Source organism: Fodinibius sp. Rm-B-1B1-1 (genome assembly GCF_038594945.1).
In the GTDB taxonomy this organism is placed as follows: Bacteria; Bacteroidota; Rhodothermia; order Balneolales; family Balneolaceae; genus Fodinibius; species Fodinibius alkaliphilus.
On the sequence record NZ_JBCFYD010000002.1, the window covers coordinates 166172 to 187436 of the forward strand.

Here is a 21265-nt window from a genome sequence, read left to right on the forward strand (position 1 = left end):
TTTTTTGATCAAATTAAGACAAAACAAATAAATAAACCGATCTGTATTGAAGCGTCAAGAATTTAGGAATAGGCTGCAACAGGGTATAAAAGACGAGCTTCTTACTGGTATTGCCTCATATATTGAACACCGTTTTGAAGTTTATGAGCAACTGCTGAGATATTTTTCAGCTGTTGACCGGAAGTATGCTGATGGGGAGTTGTTGCAGCAGGGATTGCAAAGCCTTTTAACAAATATTGAAAACTCGTTATTGAAGTTAGATGCTCCTTTACTCATAAATAAGTATTTGTCTGCTGTTGATAAGGTGGGGGGCTCATTTCCGGACGAGGTTGTGTGGCAGCAAAAGACACAGCGTTTTGCTAAGCAAGATGGGGATGCTGTGGCTATCATGATCGGAAAAAAGGGAAAGCAAATTACATATGGCCTTTTAAAATTTCTTCATAATAGTGGTCAATTTTTCAGGGGACTCATAGGTAGAGAAAAGAAGCCGTATCCAAAATGGGAACAACAGGTTCCATTAGAAAATGCAATAAAGTGTTTGTTGTTACAGGGTGGGCAAGTGCTCGAATGGGAGCATGATATTGAACGAGTACAGCTGGAAATTGTTCGGGACATTGAGGAACTGCTGGTGCAAAACGATGGAAATACCCAGCCCGATTTATTGGGGTTTGTATCGGATCAAAAAGAGAAGCTGGGAGAGAAAAAGAAAATTCTTTTGCAGCAAATAGAAGAAGATCTGGATGCTCAGCAATCACATATTGAGGAGGTTATTGAAAAGGTAGACACGATTGAGAAGAGCAGTGCTGTTTTTACTAATGAGCAGCTGCAAGAAACTCGTCACAATTTGCTCGATCAGTTTAAAGCCAATCGGAAACAGTGGTTGGATGTAGAACAGTTATATCTGGAACGTACTCGAGATGTGGCTCATTTTTTGAGCTTACAGAATGAGATGGAAGGGGAGATCGCTGAATTTAGATCAACCCTGGAAACCCATTTTAAGGAAGCACTAAATAAACCACTCAGTGAATTTTATCAGCATATCGAGAAGAGCATCCAAACGGTTGGTGAGGAAGATTCACTTGTTGAAGTTCGATCACTAAAAGAAAAACTGGAAGAGTTTGTTGAGCTAAAGCTTTTGGCTCCCTTAGAAAAGCTGCATGAAAAACGCATTTTATCGGGAAAAGTGGAACACTTTTTTGAAGATTTATTGCTGATGGTAGGGCAATCATCCGAGGATGCCCAACTCGTTTTTGGTTCTGGTTTGGATACAAATCCACCCACGGTAAATCAGGAGAAAGTTGCCTGGCGGCAACTCGTTATTCGGGCGTTTCGGGAACTGTTTATGCGTTCTTTACAGCCTGATGAACAGCAGTACGAGCAGTTTATCGCACAAAATATAGAAGAGATTCAGGAGATTAATAATATTATTTCTGTGAACCTTGAATCTGCATTAACAGTAGATGATGAGGATGTAGAGGAGCAGGAAGATCCTACTAAGGTAGTGCGCGAAGCATTGCAGCGAATCTTAGCGAAGGTTGAAGAATTAAATCAAAGTGCTGATGAAAAGTGGCAACAGATAGAGGGAGCACTTCGAGGAGGTAACAAGCAGTTTTTTGTCTCGTTGTTGGATTTGCTACACAAGGGAGATTCGAAGCAGCTGCAGGTGTTGAATGCGAAATATACGGTCAAGGAAAAAACGAAAGATTGGAAAACGATATTAGATTCTCGCTGGGCCCGGGCAGAGGATCAGCTGATGTTGTGGAGCCGATTTTTGTGGAAAAAAGGCAAAGGTTATGCAGATAGTGTAAAGTCATTATTGGGGTTTAAAAAAAGCGGGGTTCAGGAATCAAGGCGTGCCGATATTGCTACTTATCTTTCTGAGACAGACAAACAGATGAAGGGTTTGCCGTATATTTATCGGCGCTTGTTTGATTTTAAATCACTGGCCGACAAACGTTTTTTTGAGCCTGCCAATGATTCGGTTGTGCTTTTTAAAAAAGCGTATGAGCAATGGCAGAATGAATTTTCGACGAATTTCGCAGTGGTGGGAGAGAAGGGGAGTGGAAAATCTTCTTTTTTAAAGCTGATGATAGAAACAGAGTTCAGCCAATCAGAACCTCAAATATTGGAGTTTAATAAAACAATATGGGATGAGCAGCAGTTAGTTGATAAGGTTATATCTGTGTTACAAGTAGAGCATGCAGAGTCTGTTGAGGAGCTTATAGCTGAGATCAAAGAAAAGAATCAACGGTCAGTTATTGTTTTGGAATCCGTTCAAAACTGTTTTGTTCGAGATATCAACGGTTTTAAGGCCATTGAAAAACTTATGTATCTAATCAGTGAAACCCGAGATAACCTCTTTTGGGTCGTTAGTTGTTCGCGTTATGCGTGGTCATTTTTGGATAAGGTGATGCAGTTAAGTGAGTACTTTTCCCATGTCAGTAAAAGTGATTCGTTGACTGCTGATCAACTTGAGCAAGTTATTTTAAACAGGCACCAAGCCAGTGGATACTCATTGTATTTTGAACCCGATGAACAAGTCTTACAGTCGCGGACCTACAGGAAATTGAAGGACAGTGAAGAGGAAGTGCAAACCTATTTAAAGGAGGAATATTTTGAAGAATTGACAAAATTGGCTGAAGGTAATCCTTCTATTGCTATGATTTTTTGGATTCGCTCGATACGAGAATTTGATGAAACAAACTTTTATATAAAACCTCTCGAGATCACATCAGTGGAGATGATTGAAGACTTAAATCCACAGGTCTTATTTACATTGGAGGCATTTGTATTGCATGATACGCTGTCTGACACTGAACTGGCAATGATCATGGATAATACGATTGAGGAAAGCAGGCTGTTAATAAACCGTTTGCGATCACGAGGCATGCTTGTGGATAAAGAAGGAAGTAGTACCATCAATCATTTGATGTACCGACAAATTGTCCGCGTGCTGAAAGAACGGAATATAATTCATTTGGGGTAATAGTATGGGGAAGTTTTTTAGCATATTGGGATTGATTACGGTTTTTGTCTTAGGTGGGGTTCATACCAGCTTATCGGTTGTGCAGGATACTGTAGCGCAGCAACCCGATACTACTATTATTATTGGGCCGGTACAGATCGATACCACACAAGCCAAGGTAGAAGGTGATACTGCTGCTATCCAAGAGGAAGATCCGCTGGCAAAGTTCGAAAACCTCATTTCTACGGGGGTGATCATTGCTATTATTATAGCATTGATTGTTACCTATTTTATCAATCGATTTATTGTACTCATCCTCGATAACTTGTCGGAGCAATTTACCAGTTACCGTTTAGGTATTAAGCGATTGGTACCTGTTATTCGGTTGATAATTTGGTCTGTTGCTATCTACATCATCATTGCGGGTATCATTGAACCACCATTAAGCACCATCATTACGGTACTGGCATCCATCGGTATTGCCGTTGGTTTTGCGGCTCAGGATATCCTTAAAAATATATTCGGTGGATTTATAATCATTATGGATCGTCCTTTTCAGGTAGGCGATAAAATCGAAGTTGCCGAACATTATGGCGAAGTTTTATCCATTGGGTTGCGATCAAGCCGTATTGTAACGCCTGATGATTCTATTGTCACGATTCCCAACAGTGAGCTAATGAATAGAGCGGTATCCAATGCCAATTCCAGTGCATTAGATTGTCTGGTAGTCGCCGAAATTTTTCTACCTATGGATATTGATGTTGATAAGGTTAAGCGTATTGCATATCGAGCAGCCGTTTCGTCGCGATATGTTTATTTAAAAAAGCCTATCACAATCATTGCTCTTAATGAAGTTCATGAAGAAAATTTTGTACTTAAGCTTCGGGTTAAAGCATATGTGTTAGATATACGCTATGAGTTTCCTTTTAAAAGTGATATGACGGAGCTTATTTTAGAAGAGCTGAAAAGACGGAAGATGCTACCCAAACAGAAGTTGAATTGACCTTTATTAGCTAAAACAAACATTACATTTAAAATTATGAAATATACAATAGCGCTATTAACAACTGTAGTAGTTGGATTTATTTTTTCAGGATGTCAGTTTGATGATGGGAAGAATATAATGTCGATTGATGACCGGTTAAATCAGTATACGGAGTTTACATTAGAAGCGGATGTTTCCTCTCTGAGTGATAATCAGAAAGAAATTATCAAGCTTCTTATTGATGCGGGCGATGAGATGGATCAGGTATTTTGGGAGCAATCTTATGGCAATAAGGAAACATTGTTGGCTAATACGACTGAAAAGGAACAGCGCTTTGCCCGAATAAATTATGGTCCCTGGGATCGGTTGAATGGCAACGAGCCCTTTCTTGAAGACGTTGGGGAAAAACCTGCGGGAGCCAATTTTTATCCTCGAGATATGACCAAGGAAGAATTTGAAAATTGGGATGCAGATGATAAAGATGATCTATATACATTGGTCCGTCGTAATTCTACTGGTGGGCTGGTTACGGTTCCCTATCACGAGGCTTTTGCCGAGCAACATCAGCGGGCGGCTAATAAATTAGAAGAAGCAGCCGAACTTGCCGACGATGAAGGATTTAAAAAATATCTGAATTTGCGGGCTGAGGCTTTACGCACAGACGAATACCAAGAAAGTGATAGGGCGTGGCTGGATATGAAAAATAATACGATCGAAGTTGTTATAGGACCTATTGAAACGTATGAAGATCAGTTATTTGGATACAAAGCTGCTCACGAAACGTTTGTACTAATTAAAGACAAGGAGTGGAGCAGCCGTTTATCGAAATATGCAGAAGTGCTTCCCGAACTTCAGGAAGGCCTACCGGTTGCCGAAGAGTACAAGCAGGAAAAACCTGGACGTGATTCTGATCTTAATGCTTATGATGCTGTTTATTATGCAGGGGATGCAAATGCGGGATCAAAAACTATCGCCATAAATCTACCCAATGATGAGGAAGTACAGCTTGAAAAGGGGACCCGTCGCCTGCAGCTAAAAAATGCTATGCGCGCTAAATACGATAAAATTTTGTTACCCATTTCTGATGTGTTAATTGCTGAAGATCAGCGGCAGTACCTAACGTTTGATGCCTTCTTTGGCAATACGATGTTCCACGAGGTGGCCCACGGTTTGGGAATCAAAAATACTATCGATGGGGAAAGTACAGTGCGAGAAGCACTTAAGGAACATGCATCAGCGCTTGAAGAGGGTAAGGCCGATGTGTTAGGGCTGTATATGGTTTCGGAGCTTCGCAACGATAATATGATTGATGAAGGAGTTATTGATAACAATTATGTTACGTTTATGGCCAGTATCTTTCGATCAATCCGCTTTGGTTCGTCCAGCGCGCACGGCAAAGCAAATCTGATTCGGTTTAATTATTTTAAAGAACAGGGGGCTTTTACCTACGATGACGATACGCAAACCTATCGCGTGAATTTTGATAAAATGGCCGAAGCAACTAATTCACTTTCTGAAAAAATTCTCACCCTGCAAGGTAATGGGGATTATGAAGGCGTAGTAAAATTTATTGAAGAATACGGACAAATTGGTGATCAGCTTCAGGAATCGCTGGATCGCCTTTCAGAGCAATCAATCCCGGTAGATGTAACATTTGAACAGGGTGTTGATGTGCTCGGGTTGGAATAGACATTGAATTAGTATTGTACTAATTGAAGGGGGGCAGGGATGCCTCCTTTTTTATTTTGAGGCATCAATTAGTGTTCAGGGTTGACTATCATCTACCAAACAATTACCATGCTTTTACAGACCCACCTTTAATCCTAAATAAGGAGGTTGAAATATGGAAGAAAACGCCTTTCTTGAAGCATCAGAAACGGGAGATTTAGAAGCGGTAAAAAAGCATTTGAAGGATGGCGCTAACGTTAATACCAGCGATGAGCATAACCGCACGGCATTAATGAAAGCAGCGAAACATGGTCATTTGGATGTAGTACAATATCTGCTCGAACATGGAGCCGATGTCAATATTCGTGATAATCGTGGAACCAGTGCCTTGTATTGGGCCTCAAGTAATGGGTACGATAATATTGTCCAACTGCTTATTCAGCATCATAGTGATGTTGTGGTTGTAGATGATCGCGGTTGGTCAGCTAAAGATCAGGCCAGTTCTCATCATTATGACAGTATTGTTCAAATGTTGGAAGAAGCCGGCGCTTAGTGTATCTAATATTAATAACAGCTTTGAAAGCCTGTTCCAGTTTTTGGGACAGGCTTTTTTATTGAGTGGATTCAATCAATACATTTATTATCTCAATCCGTAACTCTGCTGCGGATTGTATCATAACCGGGCAAGCTATTTCAAGAAGCATATAACAAAAATATCGTTGGCTCTTTATGGATTGAATCACCTGTACTTTTCCTCCACGCTGATATCTTTTTTGATACAATACGCTCACCAGGCAGAGTTAAATTAGTAGCCGTACAAAAACGAGTATTCGGATTGCAATACCGAACAACATCCTCGACTACCTCATCATTGCGATGGGGGGCTTCCATAAAAATTTGCGTTCCGCCACTTTCTTTGGATTGCTGTTCTAATTTTTGAATAGCCCCTTGTCGTTTGTTTTGATCAATCGGCAGGTAGCCGTGAAAGGTAAACTGCTGTCCATTAAAGCCCGACCCCATTAAGGCAAGCAAGATTGAAGAGGGCCCGACTAATGGTTCTACCGTGATAGATTGATCATGCGCCATTTTTATCAACTCTGATCCGGGGTCAGCTACTACTGGACATCCCGCCTCTGATAGTATTCCCGCATCTTTTCCCTTTTTAAGAGGATTTAAGAACGAAGTTATCTCATGAACGGGCGTTTTTTTATTGAGCAGAAGAAATTCAATTTCATACTCAGGTACAGTATCCCCAACCCACTGTAGATATCGTGCTGCTGTTTGCACATTTTCAACAATGAGCACATCAAGTTTTCGGATGATATTCAACACATACTCGGGAATAGTATTATTTTCTGGTGTTTTGCCAAGCGTATTGGGGATGAGGTAAAGAGTGCCTTTCTTTAAATCGGATGAACTCATAAAGTTTAATCTATGCGTTCGAGGATAAATTGTTCGTCAGATTCATTGAGTTTTTTATTTGCAAAACGGTGGGCAGCCAATCCAATAAAAAACGTGATCAGTAAAGCGACACCGGCCATTAAAGCATTCGTCCAAATTAAACTCTTTTGGGTGTCAATGGTTGGCATCAGTACAATTTCTTGTATAGTATCGGCTTGATAGCGGACGGGCACTACCCGTATTTCTTGTAGTTCACCAGCCATTTCTACGGGGAGCGAAAGTTGGCGCTGAATTTCCTGGCCATCATGAGTTGTGAATCGAAGCACAATATAGCCATTGGTTTGAGCGGCAATTTGTTTGAGATCAAAATCGACGATTTCAGCTGTATAACTGGTTCCGTTTTCATAGGTATTGGTGACCCCGTAATAGACTACAGCCTGATGAATTACAAGAAATAGGAAAGCAGCTGGAATCAACCAAGTGAAATAGAGGTATTTGTATTTGTTCATTGTTGATGAAGAACTAAAAATTAGTATGCAATGGCGTAATAAATCACGTAGAACCAACTAAACAATCCATGTATAATAGCCCATACGATTGATTTATTGACCGACCATGAGATGGTTACAGCAAGAGCAGATCCCAATGTAATTCCTCCGCGAACGGTTTCATTTACTTTTCCTGATGTTGCCATAGTTTTTGTGTTTTGTGATGGGTTGCTTCGAATAAAGGTAATACTATTTGTTGATTTCTTGTAGTGTAGCATCACGTAGCGCAGGATCCCACATTAACCGTTGTTGGTAATCTTGATGCATAAAATTGCTGCTCATGTGAAACCAAAAGGCTACTTGCAGGGAATCAAAAAATACGGCCTGTCCAAACGGTTCTTCTGAATATACAGAAGCACCATAGTCGATTCCGTTAAGAAGGCCGAGCCGATTATCATAAATGGCCCCATAGTATTTAAAATCATTATTTAATCCCTGTTCGGCATAGGGCCAATCCATTAGGTCTTTAACATGCCGAGAAACTCCTGGGGAGATCAACTTATCTTGCTCAAGTTGAAGCATTAGCCGAGATAATTCTTGAGCACTCGATTTTGGAAATAGTTGTAGCAAATTACGTCGTTCAGTAAAACCTATTCCTAATCCATTATGATCATTAAACGCCTTACGAACCCGTTCGTGAAAATCTTCATTAAAAATATATTGCTGTGCGTTATCTAATACTTTCGCTCGAAATTCGTTTTTTGATAGATTGGTTAAATCTTCAAAGTGTGCCTCAAACTCTTTGTCATGCAATGAGGGATGCAGCGTAATATACAATCCTGAAAAGGGGAGCGGAAAATCGGTAGATGATAGTTCTAATTTTTGCATAGTTTTCGCTATAGCATCACTTCCTAATGCAAAATACAGATAATCCGAAATTGCCAAATCATTATAAATGATAGCCGTTTCAACAAGTTTGTCTAATGGCACTTGTCCGTTTATGGTATGGGATTGTAGCGCCTGTTTAGCATTATCGTGGTGCGACGCATCTATAAAGGGGAGCTGGTAGCGGTCAACCGAATCCCAGGCGATGGTTTGATTAGGATCTAATTGTTCTTCCTCGAGAAGTTGGGCATAGGTGGTAATCAGAAAAAAATTAGAAAGCGTACCCATGGTGTGCAATTTCTTTCCACCATAATTAATGGTCGTATCGGGATTGGTGACCGACTGTGATACAATAGCTGTGTGCTGTGGATTGGAACCAATATATTGGGTAAGTCCTTTGAGCGAAGTTGCTTTAGATACCCATTCTTGACCTTCCTGTAAGTCTCCGCTGTTATCATAAAGCGTTTTGAGGGCGTCCAGATTAAATCCGAAAACAAGTAAAAAGACAGCCAGCAATGTGCCGAGAAAAACGCCAATAAATTTGAGGATGCGCATGCAGGTGTATTGAAAAGCTATTATAAAGTGACCTGCCAAGATAGAAAAATTGCCCCTTTTAATCAGTAAGTAATTTGGACAAAAGTGAGAAGTGAAACGGCAGACGAAAGTGATTTCAATTTATTAAACGTCTGCCCATTTATGTTTCACATCTGTCAGCTCACAAACTGCATCATAATAGCACAGGCATAGGCCGCATAGGTTCCAACGGCATATCCCAATACCGCAAGTAGTACACCAACAGGGGCCAGGGCTGGATGAAACGCCGAAGCTACAATAGGTGCTGAAGCGGCACCACCCACGTTTGCCTGACTTCCAACCGCAACAAAAAAGAATGGCGCATTGATAATTTTAGCAGTAATAAAGAGAATCACTACGTGGATAATAATCCAGAGCAAGCCAATTAGAAAGAATCCCGGATTTTCAAAAATAGCGAGTACATTCATTTTCATCCCAATAGTGGCGACCAGGATATATAGGAATAAACTCCCAATCTTGGATGCACCTGCTCCTTCAAGCTCACGAGCTTTTGTGAATGAAAGGGCAAGTCCACCGGTAGTAGCAATAACGATAATCCAGAAGAATTCAGAATCCAAGCTTAAATCACTGAGCTGTGGAAAATTTTCGCCAATCCATGGAGCAATACCATCGGCACCCAAATGTCCAATGGCGGTAATTACAAAACCAACGGCGACGATCGTGGTGATATCTGCGAGGGTGGGAATTTTAGCAACACTTGCCTTATAGTCTTCAATTTTTTTGCGGAGTTCGGTAATAGGAGAAGCATCGGCCTTAAACCATGCATCAATTTTCTCCGAAATTCCCGCACCATAAAGTAAGAACGCTAACCAGATATTTGCGACAATAATATCGACTGTCACCATAGCAGAAAATAAATCAGCACTGGGATCAAATACTTCGAACATAGCTGTTTGATTTGCACCGCCACCAATCCAGCTGCCAGCTACGGTAGAAAGCCCACGCCAGAGCGCTTCGGGACCTGCGCCGGCAGTCATCTCTGGGGCAAAATAACTAACCGTGATAAGAGCCAATGGGCCGCCAATCATAATACCAACCGTTCCAGCTAAAAACATGATAACGGCTTTTGGACCCAGATTAATGATTCCTTTAAAGTCGATGCTGAGCGTCAATAAGACCAAACTTGCGGGTAAAAGGTACCGAGAAGCTACAAAATAAAGGTTCGATTCTTCACCCGATATCAACCCCAAGGAATTAAAAATAGACGGAATAAAATAGCAGAGCAGCAGCGAGGGAACGAACGTATAAAATTTTTGCCACTTCGGGTTGTCGCTGTTTGAGGTAATGAAAATTGCAGCAAGTATTAACAAAAGAATTCCTAATACAACAGCATCATTAGTAAAAACGGGGGTCGCAAATAAGGTGAACATAGACAGTGTTTTTTAAATTTATTAGGCCTGAATCTACATTATATTTGGGGATATCCGCAAATGGATGAAAATAGATTTCCAAAAGGTTATACTTATCCAACACTATTGCGCTGAATTTAAACGATTGATAGATGAAATTTGCTGTTATAGGCACTGGAAAAACTGGTGGAAAAGTTGTAGAAGTGTTAGATGAGGATCAAATCGTAGGTCCGTTCGATTCGACAAATAAACCCACGATTGAAAAGCTTAAACAAGCTGACGCCGCAATTTTGTTTGTCCCTGGTGCAGCGGCCGATGAGTTGATCGAGCCGTTAATGGAGGCCGGTATTCCGGCTGCTTGGGGAACCACAGGTTATGAGTGGCCGTCGGATCTGGATGAGCGTCTTAAAGCAAGAAAGCTGGCATGGCTACAAGCTTCCAATTTTAGTTTGGGGATGAATATTGTGCGCCGCTGTTTGAATATTATTGGACAAAGTTCCTCGGTGCTTGATCATCCAAAATTTAATATTCACGAGATTCACCATATACATAAGCAAGATGCACCCAGCGGAACAGCTATCTCGTGGGAACAGTGGCTGGGGCAGGATGCTAAAATTACTTCGGAACGAAAAGGTGATATTAAAGGGATTCATCAACTGGAAGTAAAAACGGAAACGGAATCTATCCACCTGAAACACCAGGCACATGACCGAAAGATTTTTGCCCAAGGTGCTGTATGGGCCGCCGAACAACTTGTTTTAAACGATATTGAACCAGGTTTTCACGATCTTTCAACAATTTTTGATAACGTAATGCAACAACAATTATGAGTATTACAGACACAAAACTTTATACCGCATTAGTCACCCCGATGAAAGAAAATGGGGATCTCCATTTGGATGATTTGGCCTCGCTAATCCATAAGCAGGATGATGCTGGCAATGGGGTTCTTGTTTTGGGGAGTACTGGCGAAGGATTGGCGCTACCTTTAGAGGATAAAAAGGAAGTTGTTAAAACAGCTTCGAGCCTGAATGTTGATGCTCCCATTATGGTAGGGGTTGGGGGATTTAACCTCCGGAATCAGATCGAATGGATTGAGTATTGCCACCAGTTTGATGTAGATTCATTTTTACTGGTGACGCCCCTATATGCCAAACCCGGCCCTAAGGGACAGGTGGAGTGGTTTAAAGCATTGTTGGATGCGGCCGATAAAGAATGTATGCTTTATAATGTTCCTTCACGAACGGGTAGTAAGATGAGTCCGTTGGTGCTTAAAGATCTGGCTGACCACCCGAATTTTAAGGCTGTTAAAGAAGCCAGTGGAAGTATTGATGATTATCAGAACTATCGTAAAACGGCTAAAGATATTGCGTTTTATAGCGGTGATGATGGATTACTTCCATTTTTTGCGATGGCGGGTTGTGATGGACTTGTTTCGGTGGCATCAAACGTGTGGCCAAAGCCGACCCATAAGTATGTGGATTGGTGTTTAGACGGTCGTGGGCCGGACTTACTACCATTATGGCAAGAATGTACGGATGCACTGTTTCGTGGACCGAATCCGGTTCCGGCAAAAGTGCTGTTGCATGAAAAAGGGTGGATCGAAAATTCAACCTTGCATCCCCCGCTGACTGAAAAAGATTTGGAGGATATCAGCATTCTAAAAAATGCGGATAATATGATCCAACGCTGGCACAAAGAAAATAGTTGAAGAGATTCAGATTCGAACAATTTTTAAAATTAATTCAAATAATTACTAACGATGAGTGACAATAATTGGGAAGAAATTTTAGATAAACTGGAAGCTGGCGAAGTACGTGCTGCTGAACCCAAGGGTGACCGGTGGGAAGCAAATAAAGAAGTTAAGGAAGCTATTTTAGCTTCATTTTCAGCGGGAGAAAATACGGAATATTCCGGTATTTATGACGGTTTTGTGGACAAGCACAACTTGCCTCCACGTCGGTTTTCAGCTGATGAAAACGTGCGCTTAGTTCCGGGTGGGTCATCAGTTCGCCGAGGAGCATATGTGGCAGAAAATGTGATTATCATGCCTCCTGCTTATGTAAATGTAGGTGGATATGTAGATGAAGGTTCAATGATCGATAGCCACGCTTTAGTAGGATCATGTGCCCAGGTTGGCAAAAATGTACATTTGTCTGCCGGTGTGCAGCTTGGTGGTGTGCTCGAGCCCGTTGGGTTGTCACCTGTGGTGATTGAAGACGATTGTTTTATTGGGGCAGGGTCCGTCATTGTGGAAGGTATTCTCGTGAAAAAAGGAGCCGTTATTGCGCCGGGCGTTACGCTTTCTAAGTCTATTCCTGTTTATGATTGCGTAAACGAAAAAGTGCTTGGCAAAGGTGCTGATATTCCTGAGCGTGCAGTGGTTGTGCCGGGAACGCGACCTATGAGCGGTGACTGGGCACAAGAACAGGGACTAAATGTTGCATGTCCGCTGATCGTAAAATACCGCGATGCTGACAGCGATGCTTCTCTTGAACTTGAGGATGCACTTCGTTAATTAGATCAACGTTAGATTTCATTTATTCATATTTAAAAAGGGCTTATGCGCATATTAAAATTCGGTGGTTCCTCTGTGGGAACGACCGCTGCTATAAGGCAGGTTGCAGATATCATTTCTGAAAAGAAAAAAGACCACCACGTGGCTGTGGTGGTTTCTGCTTTTGAAGGAGTTACTGATGCTTTAGAAGATGCGGTGGCAAAGGCTTCAAAAGGAGATGACGCATATCTTCAAACGTTAACTGATCTGGAGAAGCGCCACAACAATACCATCAAAGAGCTGGTCAGCATTCAAAATCAAAGTCATACGCTGGCGCAGTTCAAAATGATGTTTAACGAGCTTGACGATGTACTGCATGGGGTTTCGTTGACTCGTGAATTGACTGATCGCACTCGTGACTTTGTAGTAGGATTCGGAGAACGATTTTCAGCATACATCATTAGCCAGTTTTTATCTGATGCAGGAATTTCAGCTGACTATCTGGATGCCCGAAAAATTATTGAAACTAATCGTGATTTTGGCTCTGCAAGAGTACAGTTTGATGAAACCTACAAAAAGATTCGAGACTATTTTTCAGAGGCAGACCCTGATTCTATACAGATAGTTACCGGCTTTGTCGCTTCAACGTCGAGCGGGGAGTCTACAACTTTGGGACGTGGGGGATCGGATTATACTGCCTCGTTAATCAGTGCGGCACTCGAAGCCCAAACTATTGAGCTGTGGACTGATATTGAGGGCATTATGACCGCTGATCCTGGAAAGGTGAAACGCTATTTTGTAATCCCCCATCTTTCTTATGAAGAAGCGATGGAGCTTTCGCATTTTGGCGCGCAGATTATTTACCCGCCGGCATTACAACCGGCTATGAAGGAGAACATTCCTATCCTTATTAAAAATACGTTCAAACCCGAAGAGGAGGGGACACGCATCAGTAATCAGTCCATTCCGGGAGAATCGATAATAAAAGGTATTTCCTCGATCGATAATATTACACTGCTGACCGTTAAGGGGAGTGGTATGATTGGGGTTACCGGAATTTCGGCGCGTCTGTTTGGAGCGTTGGCTGATGCCGGGGTTAATATTATTTTGATTACCCAGGCTTCATCCGAACATACCATAAGTCTGGCAGTGCTTCCTTCACAGACAAAAATTGCCCAGAATGCGATTGAGAAGGAATTCAAATATGAGCTCCGGGATGATATTATTGATAACGTAAAGGTAGAGCACGACCTGTCAATTGTAGCGGTTGTCAGCGATAATATGCGTCGTAAGCCTGGTATCTCAGGACGCGTATTTCAGGCGTTGGGAGCAAATGGGATTAACGTAGTAGCCATTGCTCAGGGATCTTCGGAGCGCAATATCTCGATTGTAGTGGATCGCAAAAATGAGACCAAAACTCTGAATACGCTGCATGATGCCTTTTTTATTGCGAATGTAAAAACGGTTAACCTTTTTTTAGTAGGCGTTGGATTAATTGGTGGCAAGTTGTTGGATTTAATCCAGAAGCAGGCTCAAAAATTGCTGGATGACTACCATCTTGAATTAAAGTTGACGGGCGTATCCAACAGTAAAAAATTTCTCATTGATGATGAAGGAATCTCAATTGATAGTTGGAAAAAACAGATGATGTCAGAAGGTGAAGCGGTTGACATCAATCATTTTATTGATCAAATGTCTGAGCTTAATCTTTCGAACAGTATTTTTATTGATTGTACAGCCAGTGATGCAATTGCTTCTTCTTACTCGGATGTACTGGAGTCAAATATTTCGATCGTGACGGCGAATAAAAAGGCCAACTCCAGTTCCCTTGCCACTTACGAAAAGCTGCAGCGATTGGCCTTCAAACATAATGTAGCGTATCTCTATGAAACCAATGTGGGGGCAGGATTGCCGGTTGTGGCTACGCTCAAAGAGCAGGTGCTAACTGGTGATGATGTCATACGAATCGAAGGGGTACTTTCGGGTACACTTAGCTATATCTTTAATACGTTTGATGGCAGTACTTCTTTTAGTGAAGTGGTGCGATCGGCCCGTGAGAAAGGATTTACGGAACCAGATCCACGGGAAGACCTTAATGGGCAAGATGTGGGACGAAAGTTATTGATATTAACGCGTGAGGCAGGAATGAAGCTCGAATTTAATAATATTGATATCCAAAACTTGGTACCTGAAGGAGCGCGTGACGTTAATACTGTAGAAGAGTTTTTTAATATTCTTGAAGAACATGATGATGAATTTGCAAAACTCTTTAAAGAGGCTGCTTCGGATAATAAAAAGCTTTGTTATATAGCACGGTATGAAGATGAGAAAGCTACCGTACAGTTAGAAAAAATAGGCCCTGAACACCCCTTTTATGGACTTGACGGTAGTGACAATATCGTGGCATTTAAAACGCGGCATTATCAAGATAGTCCCATTGTTGTAAAAGGTCCGGGGGCAGGAGCAGATGTTACAGCGAGCGGCATCATTGCCGATATTCTTCGCATTAGTAATGCCCCTTCATTTAGGGAGGAGATTTGAGATGGTTGATCGATATCAATATGTAAAAGTATTTGCCCCGGCTTCGGTTGCTAACGTGAGCTGTGGTTTTGATGTGATGGGATTTGCACTCGACCATCCCGGTGATGAAATCGTAGCACGAAGAACAGAAGAACCGGGAATCCAAATATCAAAAGTAACTGGTGAACATGGTGTGCTGCCTACCTCGGTAAATGAGAATACGGCGGGAGTAGCGGCCCGGGCGCTGTTAGAACAGTTTGACAGGGAGGTGGGGATTGAACTCGAAATCCACAAGAAGATGCCGTTGGGCAGTGGACTTGGGTCGAGCGCAGCTAGTTCAGTAGGGGCAGTGGTAGCGGTTAATCACTTGCTGGGATTACCCTATGAAACTGATGAATTGCTGGCCTTCGCCGCCGAAGGCGAACGCGTGGCCTGCGGTACGCCTCATCTGGATAATGTGGCCCCATCGCTGTTCGGAGGGTTTGTTTTTATCCGCAGTAGTGCTCCTCAGGATGTTATCGAGTTGGATTGTCCGAAGCCATTATTTGCTACCGTCGTACATCCTCACATAAAGATTAGGACAGAAGATACCCGGAAAATTTTGCGGCGCGATATTCCATTACAAAAAGCGGTAACGCAATGGGGGAATGTGGGCGGCTTGGTAGCGGGACTTTTAAAAGGTGATTATGAGCTCATCTCTCGTTCAATGCAGGATGTAATAATTGAGCCGATCCGGTCGGTGTTGATTCCCGGCTTTGCCGAGGTTAAGGAAGCTGCATTGAATACAGGAGCGTTGGGCAGCGGTATTTCCGGATCAGGTCCTTCAATATTTGCGCTCTCTTCTGACAAAGAAACAGCAACAGCCGTAGGAGAAGCAATGCGGCAAAAATTTAAAGAAATCGGGCTGGATAACGAGGTGTATATCTCTCCAATTAATACAGAAGGTCCCCAAGTTCTGGAAAAGGCATGAAGTATATCAGCACAAATGATAAAACACCTCCTGTATCATTTTCGGAGGCCGCCCTTCAAGGGTTGGCGCCCGATGGGGGATTGTATCTTCCTCAATCCTGGCCGCAGTTACCTAATTCATTTTGGGATCAGCTTGGCCAGAAAAGTTTGCAGGATATTGGTTTTGAAGTTTCTCGATTGTTTGTTGATAGCCTTGAGGATGAGCTGCTTGAAGAAAATATTAGTGAAGCCCTAAATTTCGATGCTCCGCTGGTTTCATTGGGCAATCACGTATATGTGTTAGAATTATTCCACGGACCCACTTTGGCCTTTAAGGATTTTGGTGCCCGTTTTATGTCGAGGATATTCTCGGCAATGCGAGGGGGATCTGATCAGGATTTGGTGATTTTAGCTGCCACCTCAGGAGATACCGGGAGCGCTGTGGCACAGGGATTCTTAGGTGTAGAAGGGATTCAGGTTTGCCTGCTCTACCCCAAAGGAAAAGTAAGTTATATTCAAGAACAGCAGCTAACTACGGCGGGACAAAATGTGACGGCGCTCGAAGTAGAAGGCACGTTTGACGATTGCCAGCGGATGGTAAAAGCGGCGTTTTCGGACCGGTCGCTGAACGAAAAATTGCAGCTTAGTTCGGCTAACTCTATTAATATTGCGCGACTTATTCCACAGATGTTTTATTACTATTATGCTATTGGCCAGTTGCGGGAAGGCAATCCGCCGATTTTTTGTGTCCCCAGTGGAAATTTTGGCAATTTAACAGCGGGATTGATGGCGCAAAAAACGGGGATGCCGGCTGCAGGTTTTATAGCTGCGACCAATGCAAATGATGTAGTCCCTGAATTTTTAGAGCATGGTGAGTTTCATCCCCGATCTTCGAAAAGAACGATCTCAAACGCTATGGATGTGGGAAATCCCAGTAATTTTGCTCGTATTGTTCATCTGTTTGATGGAGATTATCAAAAGATAAAACAAAAAATTTGGGGAGCCTCCTTTTCTGATTCCCAAACTCGGCAGGCAATAAAGGAAGTCTACCGTGAACACGATTACCTAATGGATCCCCATACGGCCGTAGGATACAGGGCGGTACAACAATATACTGCCTCGGAGCAAGGGTATTTTAGTGAAAGTGAGTCCACACCAAAAATTATTTTATCTACTGCACATCCTGCAAAATTTGGGGATGTGATTGAGCCTGTTATCAGTGCGAAAATTGATATACCCGCCCGGCTTAAAACGTGTTTAAATAAAGAGAAACAAAGTGTGGAGATGTCAGACGATTACGATGATTTAAAAAAGTGGCTGATGGATTCATACCGATGATACGTAACACAAGCAAAGGTTACTATATTCTTCCAACGTATAGTAACCTTTTATACAGCTTTTCCTTAGCATTATATCTTAAGTCACAGTAGATTTCATAGCAATGGCTAATCCTTTGGTAAATGCCTGGATGACTGCTTCAAGAGTATCTGGGGAAGCGCCCTTCGAGACCCATTCCTGATCATTGTTAGCCAGCGTAAGTGTGACAACAACCAGCGAATCCGTATCAGGACTTAGGATATCCACCTCATGATTTTTGACTTCTAAATGGAACACCGAATTCGTTTCGGCACGAATAGCTGATAAAATTGCATCAATGGGACCAACGCCTTTTGCTTCGGAGATAATTTCTTCTCCCTGTAGGTCAAGTTTTACGGCCGCTTGTACGAGTCCGTGCTTGCGCATCGTAAGTTTATAGTCAAGCACTTCGGCAGGGTAATCTAAGTCCAGATCTTCATTAAAGATGAGAGATTGAAGTACTTCAATCTCGTTGTTACTTAATGTTTTACCCTTCTTATTGATTTTTGATACGTAGTCGTTATACAACTGTTCATGGTCTTCATCCATCTCAAGATTTGCCATAAACGTATCCCGTGATTTACCCCAGGAATCTTTCTGCATCTCAATGAAGCCCGACTTAATGTAGTTGGTAACTTTATCGATATCAGGGGAAAGTACGGGAGAGGAAAGCGAATGTTTGGCAACAACCTTCGTATCTTTCAGGCCAGATCCGGTGAGAACAAACAGGCACTTTTTATCCTTAAAGGCATCCATATTGTTTTTGAAGGCTGCCAGTGGCAAGGCGCAGGCAGGCTCAGTAAAATGACCTTCCTCAACGGCCATCTCTTTGAGAGACTGTAGGATTTCATCTTCCGAAACGGTAAAGGCTGAGCCATCAGATTCTTCAATTCCCAGCAGTACTTTATGGAAATCCACTGGATCGGAGGCGGCCACAGACTGTGCCATGGTATTTACCTGTTTTTTAATGATTTTCACTTTTTTGAAAATTCCTTCAACAACAGGAGAACTCTGTTCTGGCTGAATGGCAATCATCTTGGGACGTTCTGATATTTGTCCCGATTCTTTGAGCTCCGTGAATCCTTTCCAGATAGCTCCGAAGTTAGTTCCGCATCCTACGGGGACGAAGATGTAATCAAAATCGTCTGCTCCTTGCTCCAACAGTTCATAGGCAAATGATTTTTGGCCTTCCTCACGAAAAACATAATCGCCAGCTAAATAATAATTTCCTGATTTAGCAAACTTTCGGCAGAGAGCTTCACAAGTGCTGAAATCGCCTTTAATTCGGATGATATTGGCGTTAAAAATAGTAGCTTGAGCAATCTTTGCGTCCGTTGTTTTTTCGGGGACAAACACAAAACAGGGGATTTTGAAATAGCAAGCGTAGGCAGCAACCGAAGCGGCCATATTTCCTGTTGAGGCCAGGCATATAGCATCAGCACCAAGCTCTCGGGCTTTCTGTACCTCAATATAGCTGCCGCGATCTTTAAAACAGCCTGTGGGATGTTCAAATTCAAGTTTCGCCCAGAGGTCGGCACCATATTCATCCGACAGTCGGTCTAATTTTTTGAGAGCTGAAGGATGAGTTTTCATCGGGTCGGGCACCAGCTCTTTTAGCGGATACTGAATATCATCAGAAGTGGCATCATAAAATACGCGCAGCACACTATCGCATTGGGTACAATAGGTTGTGGTTTCTTCTTCAGAGTTAAGGTGTCCGTTAGCTACGCATTTTAACTCGTAGTTTGTTGTTGCACTTGCCATAGTAAAAAATCCCTGTTTAAAAATTTATTGCGTAAATACTATTCGCCTAACAGTAGAAAATAGGTGATTCCACGTAGGAATGGAATTCGTTTTTAAAGATCTAAAATCAATTTAGCTTTTGAGTGGTAGAAGAGAAATTTCGTCAAAATCCATATCCAGTTCATCAAGAATAGGTTCTGCGACTTCAGAAATTTCGTCCGGATCAAGTTCATCCAAGCCCTCAATTTCAATGAATAAGGTGTTCTGATGTCCAACGACACTGTATCGTGCTTTGTCGGCATTAAAGCACTTGCGAAGCGTATCTACAAGTACTTTGATGTCGTGCTCATAAGCTTCGTAATCAGCTTTTTCGAGTTCGCTCATTGCTGTGAAATTTATTCAGATGATCAGTTGAATTTGTGGTGGAACAATACACAATAGATGATAGCCAATCAAAGATTTTACTGCAGATTTTTATGATTTATATAGATCCTGAAACAAGTTCAGGATGACACGGAAATTTTAATGTAAGTATATTGCTATGAAAAGGTCATACTATTGATTCATGAAGAGAAAATCGAAAGTATATGGCTTACAGAAATTATTCTGGTAAAAATGGGTTCGTTTATTTTTTGTCGAACTATAACAGAAATGTGCTATATATCGGTGTTACAGGTGAATTGGATAAAAGAATACTTGATCATAAATTTGGCCAAGGTTCAAAGTTCACTTCAAAATATAATTTGAAAATCCTATTATACTTCGAGGAATATCCAAATATTAATGAAGCGATAGAAAGAGAAAAACAACTTAAAAACTGGCATCGAAAATGGAAGTTTAATTTGATTAAAAAATCAAATCCAGAATTAAAAGACTTATGGGGTCAGATTGACTAACCCAGTGGGTGTCATCCTGAACTTGTTTCAGGATCTGGAGGCCTGACTATTTAGAAAGGGTCTCTAACAGGTGCTTATATTCTTTAATAAGCTGACGTCGAATGGGTTGTGACTTTTCATAAATGGACATCTGTTTTTGCATATATTCTTGACGTCCCTTGTCAGTTTCAATCTTAATGGGTTCCAACCCTCGGTCGCGCAGGTCATAGGGACTGGCTTTCATATCCATAACACGTGTTTCAATGGCTAATTCAAAGGCCTGACGAATAGTATTACTCGAAATCCAGGGATACATTTTGAATCCCCATTTATATAGATCCATATTCGTATGCAGACAGCCCGGCTGTTCCATCTCGGCAAAGGTATCGCGATTGAGTGCAAACTTATTTTGGGGCTTGGCCTCATCCGTAAAAAAGCGGAAAGCGTCAAAATGTGTGCAAACCAACGGACGTGATTCTACGAACTCCGCAAGCTCATCTTTGTCCATGCGCAGGGAAAGATAATCATGTCGAACGCGATCAGCTTTGTAAACCATGGCCCACTCATGCATTCCAAAACACCCAAACGAAGGTTTTCGGTCAAGCGATTGCTCCAGTACATTTAAAATCCACTTGACGGCAGAAATGCGATCTTTATCAAAATGTCGAATGTCAAGAAAACAGTTGCCGCCGGTGGTTTCCATTTCATCAAACATCCAGTCGTTGACAGAGCTGTCCTTTAACAATGTTCCTAACCCCGGCGACCAGCGTTTTAAGTAGGAGGGACGAAAAGCGTAGTATTCAAAGAGGAAATCGAGCACGGGATCTTTCTGTTGATGGGATCGACGCTCAAGATAATCGTCAATGAGCTCACTGATCGCTTGGGAATGGTTATGTTTTTGTTGCTGCCACTGTTTCGGTGACAACTGCTTGAGAATGTATGCTGGCATTTTTGTTTCTGTGGAAATCATAGCCCCAAAGATACCAATTGT

General features: G+C 42.0%; 19 protein-coding genes. 11 read left to right on the top strand and 8 right to left on the bottom strand.

The window, feature by feature from the left end; genetic code table 11:
- The first annotated feature begins 46 nt into the window (after nt 1-46).
- The 4 genes from AAFH98_RS08090 to AAFH98_RS08105 all read left to right on the top strand — a co-directional run bounded on the left by AAFH98_RS08090 (nt 47) and on the right by AAFH98_RS08105 (nt 6171).
- A complete protein-coding gene (locus AAFH98_RS08090) occupies nt 47-2986 on the top strand; it encodes a hypothetical protein (protein ID WP_342522195.1) in 2940 nt (979 codons plus the stop codon).
- Between the two features lie 4 nt (nt 2987-2990).
- Nucleotides 2991-3968 (top strand): mechanosensitive ion channel family protein, encoded by a 978-nt coding sequence (locus AAFH98_RS08095; protein WP_342522196.1) that lies wholly within the window; start codon nt 2991-2993, stop codon nt 3966-3968.
- Nucleotides 3969-4004: 36 nt separating this feature from the next.
- Nucleotides 4005-5639: a dipeptidyl-peptidase 3 family protein gene (locus AAFH98_RS08100; RefSeq protein ID WP_342522197.1), complete on the top strand. Its 1635-nt coding sequence runs from the start codon at nt 4005-4007 to the stop codon at nt 5637-5639.
- A 154-nt stretch (nt 5640-5793) separates the two neighbouring features.
- A complete protein-coding gene (locus AAFH98_RS08105; RefSeq protein WP_342522198.1) occupies nt 5794-6171 on the top strand; it encodes an ankyrin repeat domain-containing protein in 378 nt (125 codons plus the stop codon).
- 140 nt (nt 6172-6311) lie between these two features.
- Here AAFH98_RS08105 and AAFH98_RS08110 read toward each other — a convergent pair whose 3' ends face one another.
- From AAFH98_RS08110 to AAFH98_RS08130, 5 genes are all read right to left on the bottom strand, one after another.
- Nucleotides 6312-7040, bottom strand: a complete 729-nt coding sequence (locus AAFH98_RS08110; RefSeq protein WP_342522199.1) for an SAM-dependent methyltransferase — start codon at nt 7038-7040, stop codon at nt 6312-6314.
- 5 nt (nt 7041-7045) lie between these two features.
- Nucleotides 7046-7528 (bottom strand): hypothetical protein, encoded by a 483-nt coding sequence (locus tag AAFH98_RS08115; RefSeq protein WP_342522200.1) that lies wholly within the window; start codon nt 7526-7528, stop codon nt 7046-7048.
- A 20-nt stretch (nt 7529-7548) separates the two neighbouring features.
- Nucleotides 7549-7713, bottom strand: a complete 165-nt coding sequence (locus AAFH98_RS08120; protein ID WP_342522201.1) for a hypothetical protein — start codon at nt 7711-7713, stop codon at nt 7549-7551.
- Between the two features lie 43 nt (nt 7714-7756).
- Nucleotides 7757-8947: a serine hydrolase gene (locus tag AAFH98_RS08125; RefSeq protein WP_342522202.1), complete on the bottom strand. Its 1191-nt coding sequence runs from the start codon at nt 8945-8947 to the stop codon at nt 7757-7759.
- A 155-nt stretch (nt 8948-9102) separates the two neighbouring features.
- A complete protein-coding gene (locus AAFH98_RS08130; RefSeq protein WP_342522203.1) occupies nt 9103-10356 on the bottom strand; it encodes a DUF819 family protein in 1254 nt (417 codons plus the stop codon).
- Between the two features lie 131 nt (nt 10357-10487).
- Here AAFH98_RS08130 and AAFH98_RS08135 point away from each other — a divergent pair, with 131 nt between their 5' ends.
- From AAFH98_RS08135 to thrC (AAFH98_RS08160), 6 genes are read left to right on the top strand one after another with little or no spacing between them, the layout of a single operon-like run.
- Nucleotides 10488-11165 (top strand): dihydrodipicolinate reductase C-terminal domain-containing protein, encoded by a 678-nt coding sequence (locus AAFH98_RS08135; RefSeq protein WP_342522204.1) that lies wholly within the window; start codon nt 10488-10490, stop codon nt 11163-11165.
- Complete coding sequence (gene dapA, locus AAFH98_RS08140; RefSeq protein WP_342522205.1) at nt 11162-12046, top strand: 4-hydroxy-tetrahydrodipicolinate synthase; 885 nt, start codon at nt 11162-11164, stop codon at nt 12044-12046. The genes AAFH98_RS08135 and dapA overlap by 4 nt, the downstream gene beginning before the upstream one ends.
- A gap of 51 nt (nt 12047-12097) precedes the next feature.
- On the top strand, nt 12098-12853 hold the full coding sequence (locus AAFH98_RS08145) for a 2,3,4,5-tetrahydropyridine-2,6-dicarboxylate N-succinyltransferase (protein WP_342522206.1): 756 nt from the start codon (nt 12098-12100) through the stop codon (nt 12851-12853).
- 45 nt (nt 12854-12898) lie between these two features.
- Nucleotides 12899-15373, top strand: coding sequence for a bifunctional aspartate kinase/homoserine dehydrogenase I (gene thrA / locus AAFH98_RS08150; protein ID WP_342522207.1), 2475 nt, complete (start codon nt 12899-12901; stop codon nt 15371-15373).
- Nucleotide 15374: 1 nt separating this feature from the next.
- Nucleotides 15375-16322 carry a homoserine kinase gene (locus tag AAFH98_RS08155; RefSeq protein ID WP_342522208.1) on the top strand — a complete coding sequence of 316 codons (948 nt, stop codon included), beginning with the start codon at nt 15375-15377 and terminating at the stop codon, nt 16320-16322.
- A complete protein-coding gene (gene thrC, locus AAFH98_RS08160) occupies nt 16319-17638 on the top strand; it encodes a threonine synthase (protein WP_342522209.1) in 1320 nt (439 codons plus the stop codon). Before AAFH98_RS08155 ends, thrC (AAFH98_RS08160) begins: the two co-directional genes overlap by 4 nt.
- Before the next feature lie 78 nt (nt 17639-17716).
- Here the strand turns inward: thrC (AAFH98_RS08160) and thrC (AAFH98_RS08165) are convergent, their stop codons facing one another.
- Both thrC (AAFH98_RS08165) and AAFH98_RS08170 read right to left on the bottom strand, forming a co-directional pair.
- Nucleotides 17717-19420: a threonine synthase gene (gene thrC / locus AAFH98_RS08165; protein WP_342522210.1), complete on the bottom strand. Its 1704-nt coding sequence runs from the start codon at nt 19418-19420 to the stop codon at nt 17717-17719.
- Nucleotides 19421-19531: 111 nt separating this feature from the next.
- The gene (locus tag AAFH98_RS08170; RefSeq protein WP_342522211.1) at nt 19532-19783 is read right to left on the bottom strand and encodes a hypothetical protein; all 252 of its coding nucleotides are present in this window, start codon (nt 19781-19783) and stop codon (nt 19532-19534) included.
- Between the two features lie 203 nt (nt 19784-19986).
- Between AAFH98_RS08170 and AAFH98_RS08175 the strand changes: the two genes are divergently transcribed.
- Nucleotides 19987-20295: a GIY-YIG nuclease family protein gene (locus AAFH98_RS08175; protein ID WP_342522212.1), complete on the top strand. Its 309-nt coding sequence runs from the start codon at nt 19987-19989 to the stop codon at nt 20293-20295.
- Nucleotides 20296-20341: 46 nt separating this feature from the next.
- Here the strand turns inward: AAFH98_RS08175 and AAFH98_RS08180 are convergent, their stop codons facing one another.
- Nucleotides 20342-21244, bottom strand: a complete 903-nt coding sequence (locus AAFH98_RS08180; RefSeq protein ID WP_342522213.1) for a 3-methyladenine DNA glycosylase — start codon at nt 21242-21244, stop codon at nt 20342-20344.
- Between the last annotated feature and the right edge of the window lie 21 nt (nt 21245-21265).

Coding starts and splice junctions, on each gene's coding strand:
- AAFH98_RS08095 (WP_342522196.1), top strand. CDS start 2,991: ATGGGGAAGTTTTTTAGCATATTGGGATTGATTACGGTTTTTGTCTTA.
- AAFH98_RS08100 (WP_342522197.1), top strand. CDS start 4,005: ATGAAATATACAATAGCGCTATTAACAACTGTAGTAGTTGGATTTATT.
- AAFH98_RS08105 (WP_342522198.1), top strand. CDS start 5,794: ATGGAAGAAAACGCCTTTCTTGAAGCATCAGAAACGGGAGATTTAGAA.
- AAFH98_RS08110 (WP_342522199.1), bottom strand. CDS start 7,040: ATGAGTTCATCCGATTTAAAGAAAGGCACTCTTTACCTCATCCCCAAT.
- AAFH98_RS08115 (WP_342522200.1), bottom strand. CDS start 7,528: ATGAACAAATACAAATACCTCTATTTCACTTGGTTGATTCCAGCTGCT.
- AAFH98_RS08120 (WP_342522201.1), bottom strand. CDS start 7,713: ATGGCAACATCAGGAAAAGTAAATGAAACCGTTCGCGGAGGAATTACA.
- AAFH98_RS08125 (WP_342522202.1), bottom strand. CDS start 8,947: ATGCGCATCCTCAAATTTATTGGCGTTTTTCTCGGCACATTGCTGGCT.
- AAFH98_RS08130 (WP_342522203.1), bottom strand. CDS start 10,356: ATGTTCACCTTATTTGCGACCCCCGTTTTTACTAATGATGCTGTTGTA.
- AAFH98_RS08135 (WP_342522204.1), top strand. CDS start 10,488: ATGAAATTTGCTGTTATAGGCACTGGAAAAACTGGTGGAAAAGTTGTA.
- dapA (WP_342522205.1), top strand. CDS start 11,162: ATGAGTATTACAGACACAAAACTTTATACCGCATTAGTCACCCCGATG.
- AAFH98_RS08145 (WP_342522206.1), top strand. CDS start 12,098: ATGAGTGACAATAATTGGGAAGAAATTTTAGATAAACTGGAAGCTGGC.
- thrA (WP_342522207.1), top strand. CDS start 12,899: ATGCGCATATTAAAATTCGGTGGTTCCTCTGTGGGAACGACCGCTGCT.
- AAFH98_RS08155 (WP_342522208.1), top strand. CDS start 15,375: ATGGTTGATCGATATCAATATGTAAAAGTATTTGCCCCGGCTTCGGTT.
- thrC (WP_342522209.1), top strand. CDS start 16,319: ATGAAGTATATCAGCACAAATGATAAAACACCTCCTGTATCATTTTCG.
- thrC (WP_342522210.1), bottom strand. CDS start 19,420: ATGGCAAGTGCAACAACAAACTACGAGTTAAAATGCGTAGCTAACGGA.
- AAFH98_RS08170 (WP_342522211.1), bottom strand. CDS start 19,783: ATGAGCGAACTCGAAAAAGCTGATTACGAAGCTTATGAGCACGACATC.
- AAFH98_RS08175 (WP_342522212.1), top strand. CDS start 19,987: ATGGCTTACAGAAATTATTCTGGTAAAAATGGGTTCGTTTATTTTTTG.
- AAFH98_RS08180 (WP_342522213.1), bottom strand. CDS start 21,244: ATGATTTCCACAGAAACAAAAATGCCAGCATACATTCTCAAGCAGTTG.